Source organism: Providencia sp. Je.9.19 (assembly GCF_051129765.1).
In the GTDB taxonomy this organism is placed as follows: Bacteria; Pseudomonadota; Gammaproteobacteria; order Enterobacterales; family Enterobacteriaceae; genus Providencia.
The window spans coordinates 395,762-418,406 of the sequence record NZ_JBCPSS010000001.1; the positions used below are offsets into that span (position 1 = coordinate 395,762).

Sequence of the window (22,645 nt, forward strand, 5' to 3'; positions counted from 1 at the left end):
AACTAGCACAAAAATTAAGGGCCTATTTAATATAGGCCCTCATAAATATTAGCTTTGAAGAAGCTTCTTTCTAGCTAAAACGAGTTCGACTTATTTTTTGTAAGTACGGACTTGGTTGTCTAGACGTTGGTTTGCACGTGCTGCTTCTTCTTGAGCTGTTTGAACGTCAGAACGTAGTGACTGAACATCGTTGCTTAGTTGATCAACTTTACCATTCAGAGTTTGTACGTCTGAAGAGAGCTTTTGCACGTCAGTGCTGTTAGAACAACCCGCTAGTAATGCTGAAGCTAATACGATAGAGCCCAGTACAATTTTAGTACGAATCATTATTTTACCCTCTAGATTGATTTATATTGAAAATATAAAAAGTAAGCTACCAACTAATAATTCTAAGCAAAAATCTTAAAACTATCAATATCCCTTTAAAACAACCTAATGAAAATTAGGGTATGGCACTCACTTAGTCTTATGCTAGTACGTAATTTAAATATTTGCTAGAAATACTTTATATTTAGCAGTAGGAAAAAGAGGAAAAACTTAAAATTAAATTAAGAAAGGTTATTATTTAACCAAGGTGAAATCATTTTGTGATATCAAACTTAAATAATCTATCACTATTTGTATCTATTCTGTTGGAAAGTGGATAGTTAGTTTAAAGCAACATTTAATGTCAAATATAAATAAAGAAGCCCCGTGACTATTTTATTAATCACGGGGCTTTGATTATTTTATTGTGTTAATTATAGAACGTGAACAGATGAAGTATTCGTTGTACCACTTTGTACTAACGCACCTGAAACCATAACTACCGCATCACCAGCAACTGCAAGGCCACTTTCAAGTGCCGCACGTTTACCTTCGCGATAGAAATCATCAGTCGATGTGAAACCACCAACAATCATTGGGATAACACCTTTCACTAATAATAACTGGCGTGCAGTTTCTTCGTTTGTGGTTAAAGCCAAAATAGGTGCAGTTGGGAAATATTTACGAATAGATTTCGCCGATTTACCACCAAAGGTAGCAACAACAATTAGAGGTGCATCTAATTTCTCAGTGATTTCAACAGCACCACGACAAACCGCTTCCGTTACACGCAGGCGTTGGCTTGGTTTTTGGCTATCAATGCGAGTTGGCATTACACGGTCAGTACGTTCACAGATTGTTGCCATGATAGTCACAGCTTCAATTGGGTATTTACCTTTAGCACTTTCACCTGAAAGCATTACTGCATCTGTACCATCTAAAATGGCATTAGCAACGTCACCAGCTTCAGCACGAGTAGGGCGTGGATTTTTGATCATAGAGTCAAGCATTTGTGTCGCAGTAATAACTACTTTACGTGCAGCAACACATTTTTCGATCATCATTTTTTGAGCGAAAATAACTTCTTCTACTGGAATTTCAACACCTAAATCACCACGTGCAACCATGATGCCATCTGAAGCTTCTAAGATTTCATCAAAATTGTTTAAACCTTCTTGGTTCTCAATTTTAGAGATAATTTGAATATTTTCGCCACCATGTTTTTTAAGATGAGCGCGAATCTCTTCAACATCAGAACGTTTACGAATAAATGAAGCGGCTACAAAATCAACGCCTTGCTCACAACCAAAGACTAAGTCTTCTTTATCTTTTTCTGCAAGTGCAGGTAAACCAATTGAGACACCCGGTAAGTTAACACCTTTTTTCTCACCCAAATCACCATTGTTTAATACTTCACAAATGACATCAGTGGCGGTGACTTTGATAACTTTCATACCAATCAAGCCGTCATCGACTAAAACAGTATCACCCACTTTAAGGTCAGTGGTTAAGCCTGCATAAGTCACTGCAACTTTGTCTTTATTACCAATTACAGAGGTGTCCGTTGTGAAAGCAAAAGTTTGACCGGCAACAAGAGCAACATCATTTCCGCCTTCCAATTTCATGGTACGGATTTCTGGGCCTTTAGTATCGAGTAAGATAGCCGCTTGTTTACCTGTTTTTGCACAGACTGAGCGAAGATTTTTGATACGTTGACCATGTTCTTCAAAGTCACCGTGGGAGAAATTTAGGCGCATAACATTCATGCCTGCGTCTAAAAGTTGAGTCAATTTTTCTTCTGATTCGGTTTTTGGACCGATGGTACAAACAATTTTAGTTTTTTTCATGGCAGTCTATCTAAAGGTTATAAAGGAAATCGGTATTGCCGCCGACACTTAAAGCGCAAGATAGAACTTGTTGCGCAACTCATTTATAAGGATAGGCGACAGTCTGGTGTTTAATGCATATTTATTTCAAAAATGTCTCATTTAGATTCTAATTATAGTGTAGCAGACATTTTTATCAAAGCTAACATACTGATTTAATAATGATGAAACCATTCAGCAGCGATGAGTATTATAGACAACAAAAAACTGTGATACAAATCAAATTTTATGAAATTGATTAAAGATCTATTTCAGATCAAGTAACCGTGTGATTTTGCGGAAATAAATTTGTTGCGCAACAAAACAGGCTAAAAATATAAGCAAATAAAAAGGGTAATTTATAAGGGAATAAACGAATGGTGCGTCCGAGTAGACTCGAACTACCGACCCCCACCATGTCAAGGTGGTGCTCTAACCAACTGAGCTACGGACGCACTGAGGAACAATGATTAGTTTCAATATTTATTATATTGAAATGGTGCGTCCGAGTAGACTCGAACTACCGACCCCCACCATGTCAAGGTGGTGCTCTAACCAACTGAGCTACGGACGCACTGAAGATTTTTACTTTAAATCCGGTGGTACACTTATTATTGTTAAATGGTGCGTCCGAGTAGACTCGAACTACCGACCCCCACCATGTCAAGGTGGTGCTCTAACCAACTGAGCTACGGACGCGCTTCAAACCCTATGGTTCATAACAATAATCTGGGTGACAACGGGGACGAATATTAACGTCACAGAGTCAATCTGGCAAGGGGAAAATGTATTTTCGTGATAGTTTGTTCGTATTTAAAACTATCTGGTGATAAATACACTTCCCTAGACAATAAAATGCTTAATTTACCGCCAATTAACGAGTTGACCTTAATAAAACTAAGCTTTCAGATTGTTTATGTATCCATAGAATACGGATGAACATACCGATAGCTGCTGCACTTAATCCGATAATAAAGCCAATCCAAAAACCTTTAGGTCCCATTGCTGGTGTGACAAGATCTGTCAGCGCTAAAATATAACCAGAAGGTAATCCTAAAATCCAATATGCGGTAAAAGTGATGAAGAAGATTGAACGTGTATCTTTATAACCACGTAAAATTCCTGCTCCAATAACTTGCACAGAGTCCGATAATTGATAAATAGCAGCAAAGAGCATCAAACTAGATGCAAGTACCACAACCTCAGGATTTTTGTTATACATCATTGCAATAGGTTCGCGGAATGTAGCCGTTAAAATTGCAGTACAACAAGCCACCATTAAACCCACCACAAGGCCTGTATATGATGAAACTTTTGCGGCTTCAGTAGATTGTCGCCCAAGGTTATAGCCAACACGGATAGTCGCGGCGATACCCAAAGATAACGGGAACATAAACATGATCGAGCTAAAGTTCAATGCAACCTGATGACCGGCAACAGCGACAACCCCAAGAGGGGCAACCAATAAAGCAACAACCGCAAATAATGTAACTTCAAAAAACAACGCAAGTCCGATTGGTGTGCCAAGAACAATAATGCGTTTTAAAATTAGTGGATTTGGCGAAGCAAAGGATTTAGTTGGACGAATATCTCGTTGTGAAGGGGTGTGTTTTACATACCACCGCATCATCATGCACATTGCCCAATAGACTGAAGCTGTTGCGACACCACAACCTACACCACCTAGAGCCGGTGCACCAAAATGACCATAAATAAAGATATAGTTAATCGGTATATTAACCATCAAGCCAAGAAAACCAATTACCATACCGGGTTTGGTTTTAGAGAGACCTTCACATTGGCTACGATAAACTTGAAAAAATAAATAACCTGGAGCACCCCACATAATGGCATGCAGAAAACGCACCGATTTATCTGCCAATTCAGGATCGATATGAGGCATATTTCCGAGAATTAGCTGACTGTTATAAAGAAGAAGCATCACACCAAGTGATAAAAAGAAAGCTAACCATAAGCCTTGTTGTACTTGGTCACTAATTAAATGTCGGCGGCCTGACCCATTCATTTGTGCAATAATTGGGGTTAGTGCCATTAATAGCCCTTGACCAAAAAGAATAGCTGGCAGCCAGATTGAAAATCCGACCGCAACTGCTGACATTTCGGTTTCACTAACACTTCCTGCCATAATCGTATCAACAAACCCCATCGCAGTTTGAGAAAATTGGGCAAAGAAAATCGGAATACCGAGAGCCAACAAGCTACGCGCTTCTGTAAGATATTTCTGCACGCATACACCTTTACAATAAATTAAATAAGAATATACCCGCTATAATTCAAGATGTTTGGCACAATTGCTAATATGCCACCATTTAGAGTACATAGATTGCTATGTGCTCTAACGTTTAGCATAGGTATCGCTTAGCTTATTGACTACCTGCAATCTCAAATTATTTTGCGTATAAGAATAATAGGGGAAATAAATGATTTACTATAAATCAATCAGTTAATTCAGTCTCTGTATTCTATCTCTTTTATTAATTTAATCCAATACAGATGTTTAGCAGAATATAGAATTATGTTTTTCTGAGAAGATATAATTTAAATTAATATATTGGAGCAATGTGCGTTTAACCGCTCAAATAAGATAGATCTCTGAAAATTCTTAGGTAAACTTAGTACATAAATTCACTACACTGAGATTTATTATGTTTACAGGCATTGTTCAAGGTACAGCCCCAATTATCGAGATCACTGAAAGAGCAAATTTTCGTACTCATGTAATGAAATTCACTCCCGAGTTACTTGTTGGGCTAGAAACGGGAGCATCAGTGGCACACAATGGTTGTTGCCTGACGGTGACAAAGATAGATGGTGAAAATGTTAGTTTTGATTTAATCAAAGAAACGTTACGACTGACTAACTTAGGTGCATTGCAACCCGGTGATGTTGTTAACATTGAAAGAGCTGCAAAATACGGCGATGAAATCGGTGGGCACGTTGTTTCTGGTCATATTGTTACGACTGCGGAAGTAAGTAAAATTTTCACATCTGAAGATAATCATCAAATATGGCTATCGATTTATGATAAATCATTGATGAAATATATTTTACACAAAGGCTTTGTTGCAATTGATGGGATCAGTTTGACTGTTGGTGATGTGATTAATAATCGTTTTTGTGTTCATTTAATTCCTGAAACATTAGCGAGAACAACCTTAGGTAAAAAACGTTTAGGGGATAAGATTAATATTGAGATAGACCCACAAACGCAAGCAATCGTTGATACTGTTGAACGTGTATTGCATCAAAAAGAACAAGAAATGATTTTACAGAAGGCGAGAGAAACAACGGAAAATGCAAATTTAGCAGAATAAAAACTTTAAGCATTTTGCTATAAAACAAGATATTTTGACTTAAAAAGGCTATAGCTTTTAATTATATCGCTATAGCCTAATTTGAATAATCAGTATTTAGTTTTTATTACGATTTATTTTATGGCAGTTTATTACCCGTGGGTACAACCCTAAATTAGGCAGTATATTATCGTTAAATTACAGCTTATCACTAAAGTTTAGTGAAAAACTGGCGTTATCAAGGGCAATGGCTTCGATTAAACGCTTGAAATTCTCACTATTCTTATGTAACTCTAATGCTTGGTTATTTTCCCATTCTTGAAGAACAATGTAGCCATTTTCTTTAGCCATTAAATCGTACTGGATGCATCCTTTCTCTCGACGACTTAGTTTAGCTAAATCGCGAATGATTTTTTTCGTTAAACACCCATCCGTTTTTTCAATTGTAATTTGGGCATACACTACAATACTCATTCCGTTCTCCTTATTTATTAAGAACTATCTTAAAGGGTACTTAGTTTTTGTATTGTAAAAAAACGAATAGTTTGACTTTAAAAATGCCGACGGCGTCATAGTATAGTATCTTTTAAAATCACGGTAAAAGTGCGATTGGTCATAATAGCCAGTTTCGAACCAACGATAGGTATCTTGTTCCTTCACCATATTTTTTAAAACATGCTCTAATCGGCAATTGATTTGGTAACGTTTTGGTGTGATCCCATATTCTTTTAGAAACTCTTTTTGTACAAAACGAGCGCTATAGCCTAGTTCATCGGCAATATCTGTAATCTTCTTAGTTGGATTTCGGTAAAGAATATCCAAAATATTATCCGTAAAATGTATTTTTTTACTCGCTTTTGTAGCAATAAAACAATCGCGTAACTCTTTAAATGAGCCGCTAGCGAGCGCTTCAAACCAATTATCACTCCAGATATTACAAAGTGCTGTTGGTGTGTCTGTATAGGTTACTGTTCTTTGCGGAAGTAAAAATCGCAGAGCATCATGCCTGACACGTAAGACCATCACCTTTGCATTATTGGGAATTACTGTAAAAGTGTTAATTCTAGGAATGACTAATTGAAATGGATTGATGGTTGTATGGGCGTCAGTTGCTATATTAAGATTTTGTGATGAAATCCAGATTTCAGCGCCAGTACCAGGAAATATTTTAATTGGGGCAGTAAATTTCTTGATAATGAGAATTGAGCTTATAAAAGTGCTTAATTCTTCTGGTGGGTAATACTGTTTTAACATAGCGCTTATACACTCATTATTCAGAAATTTTAGTATAACGTGTTTCGATAAAAAAATTAACTAAAGAAAATATGAGTTGCAGCAGGTAAAAAAATAAAACTGTGACTTTTTAAGGGGATAACCTTTCAAAATCAGGTTCTGATATTGATGATACAATCTATAATATCAATAGAATTTAATAGGTTGAAATTATTAGGATGTAAATTAATAAAATCAACTATGTAGTAATACTTATCCACTGTAATTTATAAGTGTTAGAATTTATAAATACCCGATTTAGTCTATATGCTTGAGGTTAAAACTAAAAGGATAAGCCAATTATTATTAAATAATGACTTACCCTTTATGTGTATGGGAGTAATTAATGCGTTAGCTTATTTATTTTGCTTGGCATTCAGTTTGTTTCGGCGACTTTTGCGTATCTACAGCGAAATACTGCATGAAATAACCAATAATCATTGGAACAATCGTAGCTGCCATCACGCCTGTTGTTGCAAGTAATGGATCAAAAGTTAACATTGATACCAACAAGCTAGCGAGAAAACATAAACCAAGTTGCAAAGCATTTTGTAATGCGGCTGCTTTACCGCTCGCATTTGGAAAGGTATTTAATGCTTTAGAAACTGCAATTGGATATGACGCTCCGTTCATTGCTGCCATAAAGCAAAATGGGATTAGGATCATTGTTAAAGTTGGCGTCATATAAATTGCCATAATAAACAGGATAGACATGCTTATGGCATAACCAATCAGTAATAAAAGGAAAAGAGTCTCTGTGCGAACTTTGGTTAAGACAAAACGACATCCATAACCACCAATAATGAATGCAAGGGTTTGTGGGATATAACTTAAGCCAATATCTGCGGGATTGAAACCCATATTACGTAAAATAAAAGGTGAGCCTGTCAGCCATGCGAAGAAACCAGCGCTGCATGAAGCATAGATTAAAACATTACCACTGAAAATGCGTGAGCTAAGTATATTCATGAAGGAAACTTTAGCTTGAGAACTATTTTCATCTATGGTTGCTTTGGGCGTGATTTTCTTTAATAGCAATGTTGGAATCAGTAATAAGATACCAACAATCATCAGTACGACAAAAATGAACTCCCATGACTGATGTTCGAGTACCCAAGCGCCTAATAATGGTGCGAGAGCTGGGGATAACGCAACTAAAGGCATGATAGATGCAAAAATTTTTTGTGTACTTGCTGCATCATAGCGGTCGATGACTAAAGCTTGCCAAAGCACAGCAGTGGAGCATACCCCTACTGCTTGTAAGAAACGTAATATCAATAATTGAGTAGCGTCTGTAACCCAGACCATACCTAAACAACTAATAATAAACAGTGATAGCCCAACAATTAAAATCGGCTTACGACCGAGTTTGTCAGATAGAGGACCCCAGAGAAGTTGAGCAAAAGCAAACCCAGCTAAAAATATGCTGAGTGAAGCGCTGATGGAGCCTTCGGTAGTATTTAACGAGGTTTGCATGGCACCAAATGCGGGTAGATACATATCGATAGCTAAAAAGCCCAACATGCTTAAACCCGCAAGGTAAATGATAAATCCAGGGGAATTTCTCGTTACAGTATTCGTCATAATTGTTTACTTATTCAAAATTTAAAAAAATGTTAACAGTTACCTTATTGTATAGGCTATTTTTTTACATTGTGAAACGGTAATATTTGGATCTTGTCATCAAAAAATTTGAAAGGAAATGATATGTGGTCAGCCCATGCACTCGAAGTCATTGATGCAGTCGCTCGTACAGGAAGCTTTAGCGGCGCCGCTGAGGAGCTTCACCGCGTACCTTCAGCGATTAGTTATACCGTAAAACAAGTTGAAGAATGGCTGGCTGTACCTTTATTTGAACGCCGACATCGTGACGTTGTATTGACGGAGGCCGGCGTCATTTTTATTAAACAAAGCCGATCTGTTATCAAAAAAATGATAGATACACGCCATCAGTGCCAACAAGTTGCAAATGGTTGGCGTGGTCAATTTAGTATTGCAGTGGATTGTATCGTAAAGCCACAGCGTACTGAGCAACTCATTCTTGATTTTTATCGACATTTTCCTGACATTGAACTTTATATTCATCCTGAAGTATTTAACGGTGTGTGGGATGCGCTTGCTGACGGCCGGGTTGATGTTGCTATTGGCGCTACAAGAGCATCACCTATTGGTGAACGTTATAGTTTTCGTGATATGGGATTCATGTCTTGGTTATGTGTAGCAGAGCCTAAACATCCACTTGCACAACTCAATAATAAATTAACGGATGATGAAATGCGGCCATATCCGAGTTTATGTTTAGAAGATACATCTCGTAATTTGCCAAAGCGTGATACGTGGGCACTGGATAACCAGCGTCGATTAGTTGTACCTAACTGGGAAAATGGTGTGGCTTGCGTACTTAATGGGTTATGTGTTGGGATGATGCCTGAGCACCGAGTGGCTCCACTGTGTGCGGATGATAAATTAGTCGAGTTAGCGTTGACTCAACCTTTTCCTCCTAGCCCATGTTGTTTGACTTGGGTGGAAAAGAATACATCTCCAGCGTTGAGTTGGTTGCTTGATTATCTTGGTGATAGTGAAACACTCAACGCTGAATGGTTAGCACCCTAATTTAGCGGCGGTAGTCGATAAATGGACCATCGGCAACAGAACGACGTTCAACAAGGCGAGGGTGGACTTCAATAGTTTGAGCATCTTCGCGCTTATTGACAATGCGATCGAGCAGCATAGAAAATGCCATTTGCCCTAAACGCTCTTTGGGCTGATGGATTGTGGTTAATGCAGGTGTAAAATAACGCGCATTACGAACATTATCGTAGCCGATAATTGAAATATCTTGAGGTACACGTAAACCCATTTCATCTGCGGCGCAGATAGCACCCATAGCCATAATATCACCACCACAAAATACAGCAGTTGGCTTCTGTTTATGGCTAAGAATTTGCATCATGGCTTTATAGCCAGACTCAGGTTCAAAATCGCCTTGAACGACCCATTCATCTTTGAGTGTTATTTTCGCTTCTTCCATTGCTTTTTGGAAACCAGTTAAACGACCAATACCTGTATTTCGTTCCAAAGAGCCAGGAATAATACCAATATCACGATGGCCTCTATCAATCAGATAACGACCAGCAAGATAACCACCATGGAAAGAGTTATCAATAATGCTATCAGTAAAGTCGCCACGAGAAGCACCCCAGTCCATCACAACCATAGGAATGTTTCTATAATCTTCCAAAGTGCTTAAAAGCGTATCTGGATACTCTGAGCACATCACTAATAGCCCATCCACTCGCTTTTGTGCCAACATCTGCAAATAAGCTGATTGTTTTCGATAATCATTATAGGAATTACATAGGATCAGTGTGTAGCCTTTTTCATAACAACAGTTTTCTACCGATTCAATGACTTCAGCAAAATAAGGTGTTTCACTTGATGTGGCTAACAACCCAATTGATTTTGTATGGTTAACCTTCAAACTACGGGCAACCGCGCTAGGTGAATAATTGAGTTCTTTTATAGCAGCCCATACTGCAGCTTTTGTATCTTCAGCTACAAAGCGCGTTTTATTAATAACATGGGATACGGTTGTGGTGGAGACGCCAGCGCGTTTCGCCACATCTTTAATCGTTGCCATGGGTGGGGAAAACTCCTGACCAACATTAGGTCTTGTTAAGAATTCTTGTTAAAAAATTACCTGCATATTGATGCATAGATCTATTGCTGGCAATAAATTAGCGGTTTGTTGTCGATTTTGTCTGATCTAGCTCAAAAACGAAAGAAATAATTGATGTTATAACATGTGACATAGACACTGGTTTTACAATTTTGGCAGTGTATACTTAATTAACCTTATCGTTATTATGGTTATTTTACTTGCTTAATTGCTTTAAGATGAGAGGAACTCATGGATACAGATTTTAAATTTGGATTATTTGCAGCATTAGGTTCGCTAGCCGTAATTATTGTGTTTGCGGTACATCTGTTCTGATTATATTCACATCCTCATTGGATGAAAAGATTAAGGGCGAGAAAATAACTCGCCCTTAATCATATTAACAATTTGAATTATGCTAAATTTTCTTCAACAAATTTCCAGTTTACTAAAGACCAGAAATTTTCTAAGTATTTAGGGCGTGCATTACGATAGTCAATGTAATAAGCATGTTCCCAAATATCAACAGTCAGTATAGGCTTATCGTCACCAGATACCGGTGTTGCTGCATTGGAAGTATTGACGATAGCTAAACTACCATCTGCTTTTTTCACTAACCAAGTCCAACCTGCACCAAAGTTTTTAATTGCAGAGTCCGTGAATTGTTCTTTGAATTGAGCAAAAGATCCAAACGCTTTATTGATAGCATCGGCGACTTTACCTGTTGGTTCTCCACCTGCGTTAGGTGCAAGGCAGTGCCAATAAAAGGTATGATTCCAAACTTGAGCAGCATTGTTGAATATGCCTGCTTCAGATGTTTTAATTATATCTTCTAATGATTTACCTTCGAAGTTAGTGCCTTTAATCAGATTATTCAGATTAACAACATAGGTATTGTGATGCTTACCATAGTGGTACTCTAATGTTTCAGATGAGATATAAGGCTCTAAAGCATCTTTTTCATATGGTAGAGCGGGTAGTTCAAATGACATTGCTTACTCCTTAGTTACTTTGAATCAACTTGCTTGGGTGTTTGCTCACAATGCGAGCGGAAATCATCGACTATCTTTCATTTATAGCTGATAAATATGATTTTTATTTATTGCTATAGGATATGTAATATATTAATGATAGCACGATAAACCTTATAAAAAATAAGTGTTATTATTATGCTAATAGAATTAATAAAACTAAGTACTATTCACGTGTGTCTAATACATGGTTACGCATTTTTTAGTGTGAGTTAAGAGTAAAATAATATTTAAATAGTTTATTATTTAATCTATTGCTATAGGCTAGAGGTAAATTTGAGGGCATTATTTTTTGAGCGCGGCTCAATATAGTCTATTGGTGCGTTATCTTTTTGCATGTTATGGTAATCCCTCTATAAAACTGGCATATTATATGAAACAATACACCCGTGATACACCAACATGTTGGTCGTTATGTTATTGAAATGCCGTAATTTTTTATGTCTATCGGTGATTTTCGTTTGCTACCTACATGTATCTCGAACTATTTTGTGTATAACGTTTTCGATATTCCGGTTATTATTACCGACTAATATATTATGTCAGCTAGGCAGGTTCATGTGGGATCTAGCATTGAACTGGCGATTGACTGCAAAACCAGCACCCTTGTTTTAAGGAAGTAAAAAATGACGACAATTGAAAGACTCGAGCGCCAAATTAAAGAAAACCCAATCTTATTATATATGAAAGGCTCTCCTAAACTTCCGAGCTGTGGTTTTTCTGCACAAGCAGTACAAGCACTGTCTTCTTGTGGTGAACGATTTGCTTATGTGGATATCCTGCAAAATCCAGATATTCGTGCAGAGTTGCCAAAATATGCAAACTGGCCAACTTTTCCTCAACTGTGGGTTGATGGCGAATTGGTCGGTGGTTGCGATATTATTATGGAAATGGCTCAACGTGGTGAGCTTCAAACGTTGATTAAAGAAACAGCAGATAAGTATCGTTCAGCTGATGAGGCGAACGCCGAGTAACGCATTGTTATTTTTATTAAAATGCTTATATGTAAAAGCCGGATTAGTATGTGTTCATGCTAATCCGGCTTTTTAATTTAGGGTTGTTGAGTTTCTTCGACCAAAGGCCATCCACCCATTTTTTTCCATTTATTCACGATTTCGCAAAATAATAAAGCAGTACGATTCGTATCATATAGTGCGCCGTGAGCTTGTTTGCCATCAAAAGGAATACCGGCAGTGGAACAAGCTTTCGCGAGAATAGTTTGACCGAAAACCAATCCACTTAAAGCTGCGGTATCAAAAGTAGCGAACGGGTGAAAAGGGTTACGCTTTAAACTTGCCCGCTCAGCAGCGTTCATGACAAAGCTATGGTCAAAATTTGCATTATGAGCCACGATAATAGCGCGATTACAATCAGTATTTTTTATACCTTTACGCACAACTTTAAAAATAGCATGAAGCGCATCGTATTCACTTACTGCACCGCGTAGAGGGTTTGTTGGATCAATACCTGTAAAAGCGAGAGCAGCCGGTTCTAAATTTGCACCTTCAAATGGGTCAACATGAAAATGTAGAGTTTCATCAATTGCTAGCCAACCGTCTTTATCCATTTTTAATGTAATGGCGGCAATTTCTAACAATCCATCTGTTTTTGCGTTAAATCCACCTGTTTCTACATCGATTACAACAGGGTAGTAGCCCCTGAAACGGCTAACCAGGGTATTCATATTTTTTTTTTCAGACATTAGGACTTTCATTTTAGAGTTTCTGGTTGGCTTATATTATGCCAAAACCAGTAAAATTTTGCAGGTAAACTCAGCAGAAAATTTAGGTAGTTAAATTCACTACCTAAATTTAAAAGATAGGAGCCTTAGTGGCCTAATCCTTTGCTTGCACTTTTATTTTCAATGAGCTCGATTTTATAGTTATCAGGGTCTTCAACAAAGGCGATGATTGTTGTACCGCCTTTTACTGGGCCCGCTTCGCGTGTGACATTACCGCCAGCTTTACGGATGTTGTCGCAAGTTTGCGCTACATCATCAACACCTAAAGCAATATGGCCATAAGCGTTGCCCATATCATAACTGTCAACACCCCAATTATACGTGAGTTCTATGACTGCACCTTCGCTTTCATCACTATAGCCAACAAAAGCTAAAGAATATTTATATTCTTCATTTTCACTGGTTCTTAGAAGACGCATCCCAAGTACTTTAGTATAAAAATCAAGAGAACGTTGCATGTTAGTTACGCGTAGCATGGTATGAAGTAAGCGCATAAAAAAACTCCTTAAAATTCATTTCATAAACCTGAATCGATTTACCTACTAATAATATAACGTGCAGATAGGGTTAAATCCAACGATTGCAGTTTATTTTTTAGGCAAACAGTGTATATATTGATTTTAAAGAGTATATCATACATTTACAATTCTCATTGGGGGCATAAAGATGGCAGAACAACTCGAGTTTTTTGAAATACCTAGCCCATGCCGTGGTATTTGCCAAACTAATGAGCAGGGCTATTGCCGAGGCTGTTATCGTACTCGTGATGAGCGCTTTGGCTGGTTAAAATTTGCCGATGCAGAAAAGCGGAACATTATACGTCTATGCCGCCAACGTTATCTAAGGGCAGCAAGTAAAAAAGTAACGCAAGACGATGAGGTTACTCCACAACAACAACTATTTTAAAGTATTGCGCAAAGTAATGAGTTATTTTTTTTGTAGTTAATATCAATTGTACATTGAAATTAATTAATAACTGATCATTTAATATAAATTAATTGCTTTAGTAATCTTTCAATGAAATTTTATTTATTCAAAATGGTTATGGGATTAATTAAAGCTAACTGTAAATAACATAATTTTAAGAGCAACTATATTCTTTTGTTTTATAAGGATTTATTGGCTATTGCTTTTTTTATTGTTAGATGTAATTACTATAAGGGTTAAAATAGATAGATTCGAAAGAAGAGTAAGGCTATTCTTATTAATAAGATAATTGATAGGTTATCTTTTTCAGTATGGTTGGATTTGTTATGAAAATAAAACAACCATAATTAGATGCAGGTCACTTAGAAAGTGATTAATAGTAACTATATATAGGTATTTACTAGGTATAACATCAATAAAATGTTGTAAGTATAAAGGGAAATTAATATATAATTTAAAAAATAATATGAGTTGGGTATATTTTTTATACATTATAATTATATAAAGGAGGGTAAATTGGAATCACAAATCGGATCTGAACTATCACGTGTAGTTCGTATGTGGAGAGCTTTGATAGATCATCGTTTAAAGCCTCTTAAGTTAACACAAACTCACTGGGTTACATTACATAACATTAGTCAGTTACCACCAGAGCAATCGCAGATTCAGTTAGCGAAGGCGATTGGAATAGAACAACCATCACTTGTAAGAACGCTCGATCAACTAGAAGAGAAAAAATTAATATCACGTCACACATGCGCTAATGATAGACGAGCAAAAAGGATTAAATTAACCGATGAATCCGAGCCATTTATTAAAACAGTGGATCAAGTTATTAATAATACAAGAGTTGAAATTCTGAATAACATTACGCCAGATGAATTGAGTCAATTATCCGTTTTACTTTTACGGTTAGAGAAAAATATAACAAATTTACAAAATAATTCTTAACTATTTTGTATGTAAATAATGTTTTGTTATTTATAAATGGAATAATTAAAAATGCAATAATGGAAATTATAATTATTTTCATATATTATAATGCATATTGATTACTATTAGGCTGATTATAATTTACAGTGTTTTGTATTTTGAGAAGCTTATTGTTCTAAGCTGTATATGTTAGATGAAAAATTAGGGTTGAGATACTAATCTACAGCGTAGTGGTAAGAATAAACGTTTTAATATAGATAAACAATTTAAGGAGAAAAGTAATAATAGTATTATTTAAATACCAAGTACCTACTTTTTTATATGCGCAATTTGTGCAATTATTTCTACTTGATTGAGAGAGTATCGTTATTATAAGAGGGAAATAACATGAAAAAAGAGCAGATACTTAATAAATATCGCTAGTTAAATAATAATGACTAACGTTACTAATAAGCCATGTTCACCGACATCAGTGTCGGTGAACATACTTAATTATAATATGGCTTTGGCGTTCATTAATTAGCGAGGTGATACTGTTACAGTATTACCGCTATTTGCAATCATCACACGCTGACCATTACGGAAAGCAGTTGGATCTTGTTTTTGAACGACAACAATATTTTTACCGCTGTCTAAGCGGATTTCCAACTGAACACCCTGGCTTTTATTTAAAGCACCTTGTGCTTGCTGGCCAGCCATACCACCTGCAATCGCACCTGCAGCAGTTGCAAGTGTATTACCAGTACCGCCGCCGATGGTATTACCTAATAAGCCACCAAGAACAGCACCACCAATTGCACCAATGATATTACCATCTTCACCCGCTTGAATGGTGACAGGGCGCGCATTCAGAATCGTACCATAAGTAACAGTCTGTACTTGTTTCGCATCCTGAGCCGAAATAGTATCACCAGAAAGCGTACTAGTATTGACACAGCCTGATAATGCAGCAACTGCAGCAACACCTACAAAAACTTTCTTAAGCATAATAACTCCTATGAGATTTGCTATCTGTGGCACTAACATAGCATCGTATATTTATTTTCGCTATAAACACAACAACGTATATTAAAAAACGTATTAAGAATCGATATTGAGATTACTTATATTCATTTAAATAAAAGATAAACACTAGGTAAACTATCTCAAAATTGAAGATATTTCACTGACTAAGGCACGCATTGTTAAATATACTATAGTTAAATCATTATATGAATATCACTTCTCGTTAATTATAGGATCTAATGTTTCCTTCGCATCGATTCAAGTCACTTCTCATTAATGTTATCAATGTATCTCAGATTATAAATGATAAATCGTAATGTATAAAAAAACGTCGTTTTGGACTTATTTTATCCAAATATTTTATGTGTTTGACTAATTATAATCGAATCCTGCGAGTTAGCCCTAGAAATTGAATGGAATTGTTGACAAAACATACCAGCAAAGCACAATCTTTTATGGTTTAAATTCACGATGTTAATGTGCACTTTGAAGGAACAAGAATAATGATTAAGTCGGGTCGTTACATAGGGGTTATGTCAGGAACCAGTTTAGACGGTGTCGATGTTGTTCTTGCAGCGATTAGTGATAAGTTTGTGGCAGAACAATCAAGTCTGAGTGTTGCATTTCCAGTTGAATTGAAAAAGAGAATTTTAAATATTTGCCAAGGCCAAGAAGCCACATTATCTGAAATAGGAAAAATTGATCGAGAGCTTGGTACGCTGTATGCGGAGGCAATTAATCAACTATTAACAACAACGGGATTACCTGCGGAAGATGTTATCGCTATAGGTTGCCATGGACAAACAGTTTGGCATGAACCTGATAGTGAACAGCCTTTTACAATGCAACTTGGTGATAATAATCGTGTTGCCGCATTAACAGGGATCACTACTGTTGGCGATTTTCGTCGTAGAGATATGGCATATGGCGGGCAAGGGGCACCATTAGTGCCTGCATTCCATTTAGCGGTTCTCGGGCATCCAATAGAAAAGCGAATTGTTTTGAATATTGGCGGTATTGCGAATATTACAGCATTACTTCCAGGCGCCTATGTCAAGGGCTATGATACAGGACCTGGAAATATGTTAATGGATACATGGGTTTGGCGTCACAAACAGAAAGCTTATGATGAAGACGGGACATGGGCAAGTCATGGGCATATTAATGTTGCACTATTGAAAGCAATGCTCAATGACGTCTATTTTAGACGTTCTGCGCCAAAAAGTACTGGGCGCGAATATTTCAACATGCAATGGTTAGATCAACACTTATCAAATTTTCCGTTAGTATCCGCACAGGATGTTCAAACCACATTATGTGAATTAACCGCAGTATCAATTGCGGATCAAGTTCTATTATGCGGTGGGTGCGAGCGTTTAATTGTTTGCGGTGGTGGCGCTAGAAATAATTTTTTAATGCAAAGGTTAGCGGCATTGTTACCTGGTATCGAAGTGGCTTCCAGTGATAAGTTTGGGCTTAGTGGTGATGATATGGAAGCATTAGCATTCGCTTGGCTTGCCGCACGGACAATTTCGGGATTATCGGGTAATCTTGCTTCTGTTACTGGTGCAAGCCAAGAAACGGTATTAGGTGCCATATATCCGATTAATATTGATACGAAATAATATTGATAAAATATCTGTAGCAAAGGAGACGAATATGAATGAAGTCGAGGAAATAGATCTTGCATCAGTGCGCCGTGAGTATACCAAAGGGGGATTAAGACGTAATGATTTACCTCTTGATCCTCTGACGTTGTTTGAATATTGGTTGAAACAAGCTTGTGAAGCACGTTTAAGCGATCCAACGGCAATGAGTGTTGCGACGGTTGATGAAACTGGGCAGCCTTATCAACGTATTGTGCTGTTGAAGCATTTTGATGAAAAAGGCTTAGTTTTTTATACTAATATGGGAAGCCGAAAAGCGCAGCATTTAGAAAAAAATAATAAAATTAGTCTGCATTTTCCTTGGTATCCGCTAGAGCGTCAGGTCAATTTTACTGGTGTTGCTGAGCGTTTAAATCCGATAGAAGTTGTTAAGTATTTTCATAGTCGACCAAAAGATAGTCAAATTGCTGCGTGGGCATCACAACAATCATCCAAAATTTCGGCTCGCGGTATTCTTGAAGGTAAGTTTCTAGAATTAAAGCAGAAATTTAAAAATGGCGAAGTACCATTACCGAGTTTTTGGGGTGGCTTTCGCGTGGTTTTTAATAGCGTTGAATTTTGGCAGGGTGGAGCACATCGGCTCCATGATCGCTTTTTGTACCAACGCGAAGCAGATGGCTGGAAAATTGACAGATTAGCCCCCTAATAAGTGGTTTTTTAGCTGGTACTTAATTGATATGCGCTTTATGCTATAGCTACGTTTAAAAAAACTGAAAAATCATACTGACAAGCTCATGACATAACTTCTGAACTTGTCAGTAACTTAAATAGATAGACAAAATTCAACCGATGGAGTCATTGATGTCTAGCAATAACCTGATAAAACAATTGCAAGAGCGGGGCCTCGTTGCCCAGGTAACAGATGAAAATGCGTTAGCAGAGAGACTGGCGCAGGGCCCTATCTCCCTCTATTGCGGTTTCGATCCTACCGCTGACAGCTTGCACTTGGGACATCTGGTTCCTTTGCTGTGTTTAAAACGTTTTCAACTAGCCGGGCATAAGCCTGTGGCGTTGGTCGGTGGCGCAACGGGCCTAATTGGCGATCCGAGTTTTAAAGCGACTGAGCGTAAATTAAATACTGCAGAAACCGTTCAAGAGTGGGTAGATAAAATCCGTAATCAAGTCTCGCCTTTTTTAAGTTTTGATTGTGGCGATAACAGTGCGAAGCTTGCTAATAACTATGATTGGTTTGGTAAGATGGACGTACTGACATTTTTACGTGATATCGGTAAGCATTTTTCTGTCAACCAAATGATCAACAGAGAATCAGTTAAACAACGACTGAATCGTGATGATGTTGGTATTTCTTTTACTGAATTCGCTTATAACTTACTACAAGGTTATGACTTCGCAACCCTTAATAAAGAACATGGCGTAGAGCTGCAAATTGGCGGCTCAGATCAATGGGGAAATATCACCTCTGGTATTGATTTAACTCGACGCTTACACCAAAACCAAGTATTTGGTATGACTGTTCCTCTGATAACTAAGTCAGACGGTACTAAATTTGGTAAGACCGAAGGCGGCGCTGTTTGGCTTGACCCTAAGAAAACAAGTCCATATAAATTTTATCAGTTCTGGATTAATACTGCGGACTCTGATGTTTATCGATTCTTGAAGTTCTTCACTTTCATGGAGTTGAGTGAAATAGATGCACTTGAAGAAGAAGATAAAAATAGTGGTAAGGCGCCACGCGCACAATATGTTCTTGCTGAAATGGTGACTAAACTTGTTCATGGTGATGAAGGCTTAGCAGCAGCAAGACGTATTACTGATAGTTTGTTCTCAGGTGCAGTTTCAGATTTAACAGAAGCAGATGTTGAACAATTAGCACAAGATGGTATGCCTTCTATCACATTAGAAGACGGCGCAGATTTACAACAAGCGCTCGTTGATTCAGAGTTGGCGCCATCACGCGGACAAGCAAGAACGGCTATTAGCTCAAATGCAGTTGCCGTTAATGGTCAGAAGCAAATTGATCCAATGTATGTTTTTACTGATGCAGACCGTTTGTTTGGTCGCTATACATTAGTTCGTCGCGGTAAGAAAAACGACTGCTTAATTAATTGGAAATAGCTCTGACTAACCTTTGTCATATCAGCCCGGAGTTTTCCGGGCTATTAGCAATGGCTAATCACTGATTTCTCTTCATTCGATATAACAATTCTCTGGGTTCTCAATGAAAAGCGTATTATCAATACAATCCCACGTTGTTTTCGGTCGTGCAGGAAATAGTGCTGCTGTATTCCCAATGTGCCGTATGGGTGTAGATGTATGGCCTCTTAATACCGTGCAATTTTCAAATCATACACAATACCCACAATGGACAGGCAGTGTATTTCCTGCACAACATCTGACTGATATTGTTAATGGACTTGCTCAAATTCATAAATTAGAAATTTGTGATGCAGTATTAAGTGGTTATATTGGCTCGCCTGAGCAGGGAAATGACATTCTGGCGATTGTGCAAAAAGTTAAAACAGCGAATCCTCAGGCAATTTACTTTTGTGATCCTGTTATGGGTCATCCTGAAAAGGGTTGTATTGTCGCACCAGGTGTTGCTGAATTCTTTTGTAATCAAGCATTGAAAGCTAGTGATGTTATTGCGCCAAATTTATTGGAGTTAGAGACATTAGCTGGACAAGATATTAATTCCGTTGAGCAAGCCGTGATGGCAGCTCGTGAATTATGTCAAAAAGGCCCTAAAATAGTTTTAGTGAAGCACCTCAGCCGAGCAGGTTATCGTGCTGATCGTTTTGAAATGATTTTAGTGACTGAAAAACAAAGTTGGCATGTGAGTCGTCCACTTGTTGATTTTGGTGAAAAACAGCCAGTAGGTGTTGGTGATTTGACTAGTGGTCTTATGTTAGTAAATTTATTGAAAGGGGAACCTTTAGATAAAGCACTAGAACATGTAGCTGCTGCTGTATATGAAGTCATGATTAAAACAAAAGAAATGGGTGAGTACGAGCTACAACTCGTCGCTGCACAAGACAAAATGGTTAATCCAGAGCATAAATTTTGTGCAACGCAATTAGATTAACTATTATTTTTTGATTTGATTATTTTAGTAACAGCGCCGAATATAGGCGCTGTATTTATTTTGGTGGCTTAAAATCTAAATCAAGCCTTCAGCTTCTAGTGCTTCTTGAACTTTCGGGCGTTTTGCGATTTTAGCAAGGTAACTTGTAAGGTGAGTTAGTTGGCTTAAATCTACACCTACTATTTTCGCCCAATTAGAGACTGTAAATAAATAAGCATCAGCGACACTAAAGTTATCACCCGCAAAAAATGCCTGTTTTGCCAGTACGTCATCAACATATTTAAATTTCTTTAATAATGTTGTTTTAGCCATTTCTTTAGTTTCATCAGGGCTATTTGGTGAAAATAGCGCGCCATAATTTTTATGTAATTCAGTAGAAATAAAGTTTAATGCTTCTAATTGATGATAACGTTTCATTGAACCTGGAAGCGCTATCAGATTTCTATCTGGTTTTTGGTCCGCAATATACTGAACAATGACTGCGCCTTCAGTTAATTGGTCACCATTATCAAGTACTAAGGTAGGAACCTGACCTTTGGGATTGATTACTAAGAAATCTTCACCTTTCTCGGTCTTTTTTTCTTTAAGATTAACGCGTTCAATGCTGAAATCTAGCCCAGCTTCGCGCAAAATAATGTGAGGAGAAAGAGAGCAAGCTCCTGGAGCGTAATACAATTTCATCATAAAACTCCTACGTAATGTAATGGATACCAGATAATAAATAGCCTAATACTCTTTACAGTATATCACTACTTTGTGTTATGAGATTGTCATCGGGTGCGAGAGAAATTTATGGTATGAATAGATTATATATCACTTAAGTGTATTGCAATGGAATTACATTTGTTTTTTTCTGTATAAAGTGGGGAATATTCCATCTTTTAAGATAGTTACCTTACTTACAAATAAAAATTCTCTGCTAAAATTTGCAGCTTACTCTATATAGTAACCAAGATGTTATATAGCAGCCATGAAATAATAAGTGAGTGAGTTAAATGATAAGCCTGTGCCAAAAATTAAATTTTCTCAGCAAACTAGACCACATTTTAATGGCTCATAAGCCAAATAATAGCACCGGACTTAAACGTTTTATTTTAGAATTTTGGTTCTTTGGCATTATTAATGCGCGTTCATGCTTGTTCGCTGGATTTTTTTTCTTAACATTGTTCTTAGTACCCGCAAAAGGAATATTAGGGCTTCCGCGCTATGATGTGTTGCTAGCTTTCGCTGTTACATTCCAAGCTTTACTTGTTTGGTCAAAATTAGAGACGTGGGATGAACTTAAGGCTATTTGTGTTTTTCATTTAGTTGGTTTTATGATGGAATTATTTAAAACGTCAGCTTCTATTGCTTCGTGGCAATATCCAGATGAAGCCTATACTAAATTGTGGGGAGTGCCGTTATTTACGGGATTTATGTATGCAGCGGTCGGTAGTTACATTATACAATCTTGGCGCTTTTTTAAGGTTCGCATTGAGCACTATCCGCCATATTGGATGGCAACATTAGTTGCATTAGCAATTTATATTAATTTTTTTAGTCACCATTATTTAGATGATTATCGGTGGTACTTAGCAGCTTTTATTTTTGGTTTGTATGCACGTAGCATGGTGTTTTATACACCACTCGATAAAGAGCGCAGAATGCCACTATTATTAGCATTTATGCTGATAGGCTTCTTTATATGGCTTGCGGAAAATTTCGGTACTTTCTTTGGTGTTTGGCAATACCCTAATCAGATAGGAGCTTGGTCAATGGTTCACGCAGGAAAATGGGGCGCATGGTCGTTACTTGTTATTGTCACATTCACCATTGTTGTACACCTGAAACATATCAAAGCGAATGTGACGATAGCGCGTTAAAGGCCTTAGGTGACAAAAATA

The 22,645-nt window shown here is 37.3% G+C and carries 22 protein-coding genes and 3 tRNA genes; 10 read left to right on the plus strand and 15 right to left on the minus strand.

Translation table 11 applies throughout. The features are described from left to right. Window positions 1–90 precede the first annotated feature (90 nt). From AAZR93_RS01940 to AAZR93_RS01965, 6 genes are all read right to left on the minus strand, one after another. Complete coding sequence (locus AAZR93_RS01940) at window positions 91–327, minus strand: major outer membrane lipoprotein (RefSeq protein ID WP_294107364.1); 237 nt, start codon at window positions 325–327, stop codon at window positions 91–93. A 413-nt stretch (window positions 328–740) separates the two neighbouring features. Further along, window positions 741–2,153, minus strand: a complete 1,413-nt coding sequence (gene pykF, locus AAZR93_RS01945; RefSeq protein ID WP_294107362.1) for a pyruvate kinase PykF — start codon at window positions 2,151–2,153, stop codon at window positions 741–743. A gap of 396 nt (window positions 2,154–2,549) precedes the next feature. Further along, window positions 2,550–2,626, minus strand: a tRNA-Val gene (locus AAZR93_RS01950). Between the two features lie 42 nt (window positions 2,627–2,668). After that, a tRNA-Val gene (locus AAZR93_RS01955) sits at window positions 2,669–2,745 on the minus strand. A gap of 48 nt (window positions 2,746–2,793) precedes the next feature. Then, a tRNA-Val gene (locus AAZR93_RS01960) sits at window positions 2,794–2,870 on the minus strand. A gap of 175 nt (window positions 2,871–3,045) precedes the next feature. Then, window positions 3,046–4,419, minus strand: coding sequence for an MATE family efflux transporter (locus tag AAZR93_RS01965; RefSeq protein WP_434718823.1), 1,374 nt, complete (start codon window positions 4,417–4,419; stop codon window positions 3,046–3,048). 418 nt (window positions 4,420–4,837) lie between these two features. On the opposite strand from AAZR93_RS01965, the gene AAZR93_RS01970 reads away from it, so the two are divergent. Then, window positions 4,838–5,506, plus strand: coding sequence for a riboflavin synthase subunit alpha (locus AAZR93_RS01970; protein WP_294110929.1), 669 nt, complete (start codon window positions 4,838–4,840; stop codon window positions 5,504–5,506). 177 nt (window positions 5,507–5,683) lie between these two features. On the opposite strand, the gene AAZR93_RS01975 is transcribed toward AAZR93_RS01970, so the two are convergent. The 3 genes from AAZR93_RS01975 to punC form a co-directional block, all read right to left on the minus strand. Continuing rightward, window positions 5,684–5,959, minus strand: coding sequence for a putative quinol monooxygenase (locus AAZR93_RS01975; protein WP_294110927.1), 276 nt, complete (start codon window positions 5,957–5,959; stop codon window positions 5,684–5,686). A 24-nt stretch (window positions 5,960–5,983) separates the two neighbouring features. Continuing rightward, window positions 5,984–6,739: a helix-turn-helix transcriptional regulator gene (locus AAZR93_RS01980; RefSeq protein ID WP_434718824.1), complete on the minus strand. Its 756-nt coding sequence runs from the start codon at window positions 6,737–6,739 to the stop codon at window positions 5,984–5,986. Window positions 6,740–7,117: 378 nt separating this feature from the next. Continuing rightward, entirely contained in the window at window positions 7,118–8,341 is a 1,224-nt protein-coding gene (gene punC / locus AAZR93_RS01985; RefSeq protein ID WP_434718825.1) for a purine nucleoside transporter PunC, read from the minus strand. A gap of 123 nt (window positions 8,342–8,464) precedes the next feature. Between punC and punR the strand changes: the two genes are divergently transcribed. Further along, the gene (gene punR / locus AAZR93_RS01990) at window positions 8,465–9,370 is read left to right on the plus strand and encodes a DNA-binding transcriptional activator PunR (RefSeq protein WP_294110921.1); all 906 of its coding nucleotides are present in this window, start codon (window positions 8,465–8,467) and stop codon (window positions 9,368–9,370) included. A gap of 1 nt (window position 9,371) precedes the next feature. Here the strand turns inward: punR and purR are convergent, their stop codons facing one another. Together purR and sodB are read right to left on the minus strand one after the other, a co-directional pair. Next, window positions 9,372–10,397 (minus strand): HTH-type transcriptional repressor PurR, encoded by a 1,026-nt coding sequence (gene purR, locus AAZR93_RS01995; protein ID WP_434718826.1) that lies wholly within the window; start codon window positions 10,395–10,397, stop codon window positions 9,372–9,374. 431 nt (window positions 10,398–10,828) lie between these two features. Continuing rightward, the gene (gene sodB / locus AAZR93_RS02000) at window positions 10,829–11,407 is read right to left on the minus strand and encodes a superoxide dismutase [Fe] (protein ID WP_294110918.1); all 579 of its coding nucleotides are present in this window, start codon (window positions 11,405–11,407) and stop codon (window positions 10,829–10,831) included. A 665-nt stretch (window positions 11,408–12,072) separates the two neighbouring features. Between sodB and AAZR93_RS02005 the strand changes: the two genes are divergently transcribed. Continuing rightward, a complete protein-coding gene (locus tag AAZR93_RS02005) occupies window positions 12,073–12,420 on the plus strand; it encodes a Grx4 family monothiol glutaredoxin (RefSeq protein WP_294110916.1) in 348 nt (115 codons plus the stop codon). 77 nt (window positions 12,421–12,497) lie between these two features. On the opposite strand, the gene rnt is transcribed toward AAZR93_RS02005, so the two are convergent. After that, window positions 12,498–13,148 carry a ribonuclease T gene (gene rnt / locus AAZR93_RS02010; protein WP_294110914.1) on the minus strand — a complete coding sequence of 217 codons (651 nt, stop codon included), beginning with the start codon at window positions 13,146–13,148 and terminating at the stop codon, window positions 12,498–12,500. A gap of 125 nt (window positions 13,149–13,273) precedes the next feature. Next, window positions 13,274–13,681, minus strand: coding sequence for a lactoylglutathione lyase (gene gloA / locus AAZR93_RS02015; RefSeq protein WP_294110912.1), 408 nt, complete (start codon window positions 13,679–13,681; stop codon window positions 13,274–13,276). A 172-nt stretch (window positions 13,682–13,853) separates the two neighbouring features. On the opposite strand from gloA, the gene AAZR93_RS02020 reads away from it, so the two are divergent. Both AAZR93_RS02020 and slyA read left to right on the plus strand, forming a co-directional pair. After that, complete coding sequence (locus AAZR93_RS02020) at window positions 13,854–14,093, plus strand: DUF1289 domain-containing protein (protein WP_294110910.1); 240 nt, start codon at window positions 13,854–13,856, stop codon at window positions 14,091–14,093. Window positions 14,094–14,630: 537 nt separating this feature from the next. After that, entirely contained in the window at window positions 14,631–15,065 is a 435-nt protein-coding gene (gene slyA / locus AAZR93_RS02025) for a transcriptional regulator SlyA (protein WP_294110908.1), read from the plus strand. Between the two features lie 501 nt (window positions 15,066–15,566). Here the strand turns inward: slyA and AAZR93_RS02030 are convergent. Continuing rightward, complete coding sequence (locus tag AAZR93_RS02030) at window positions 15,567–16,034, minus strand: glycine zipper 2TM domain-containing protein (protein ID WP_294110904.1); 468 nt, start codon at window positions 16,032–16,034, stop codon at window positions 15,567–15,569. A gap of 521 nt (window positions 16,035–16,555) precedes the next feature. Between AAZR93_RS02030 and anmK the strand changes: the two genes are divergently transcribed. The 4 genes from anmK to pdxY all read left to right on the plus strand — a co-directional run bounded on the left by anmK (window position 16,556) and on the right by pdxY (window position 20,762). Next, window positions 16,556–17,677: an anhydro-N-acetylmuramic acid kinase gene (anmK, locus tag AAZR93_RS02035; protein WP_294110902.1), complete on the plus strand. Its 1,122-nt coding sequence runs from the start codon at window positions 16,556–16,558 to the stop codon at window positions 17,675–17,677. Between the two features lie 34 nt (window positions 17,678–17,711). Further along, complete coding sequence (gene pdxH, locus AAZR93_RS02040) at window positions 17,712–18,365, plus strand: pyridoxamine 5'-phosphate oxidase (protein WP_294110900.1); 654 nt, start codon at window positions 17,712–17,714, stop codon at window positions 18,363–18,365. Between the two features lie 155 nt (window positions 18,366–18,520). Beyond that, window positions 18,521–19,795: a tyrosine--tRNA ligase gene (gene tyrS / locus AAZR93_RS02045; protein WP_434718827.1), complete on the plus strand. Its 1,275-nt coding sequence runs from the start codon at window positions 18,521–18,523 to the stop codon at window positions 19,793–19,795. Window positions 19,796–19,898: 103 nt separating this feature from the next. Further along, a complete protein-coding gene (gene pdxY, locus AAZR93_RS02050) occupies window positions 19,899–20,762 on the plus strand; it encodes a pyridoxal kinase PdxY (protein ID WP_434718828.1) in 864 nt (287 codons plus the stop codon). A 75-nt stretch (window positions 20,763–20,837) separates the two neighbouring features. Here pdxY and gstA read toward each other — a convergent pair whose 3' ends face one another. Then, a complete protein-coding gene (gene gstA / locus AAZR93_RS02055) occupies window positions 20,838–21,443 on the minus strand; it encodes a glutathione transferase GstA (protein ID WP_294110894.1) in 606 nt (201 codons plus the stop codon). 368 nt (window positions 21,444–21,811) lie between these two features. On the opposite strand from gstA, the gene AAZR93_RS02060 reads away from it, so the two are divergent. Beyond that, window positions 21,812–22,624 carry a DUF817 domain-containing protein gene (locus tag AAZR93_RS02060; RefSeq protein WP_434718829.1) on the plus strand — a complete coding sequence of 271 codons (813 nt, stop codon included), beginning with the start codon at window positions 21,812–21,814 and terminating at the stop codon, window positions 22,622–22,624. The last annotated feature ends 21 nt before the right edge of the window (window positions 22,625–22,645 follow it).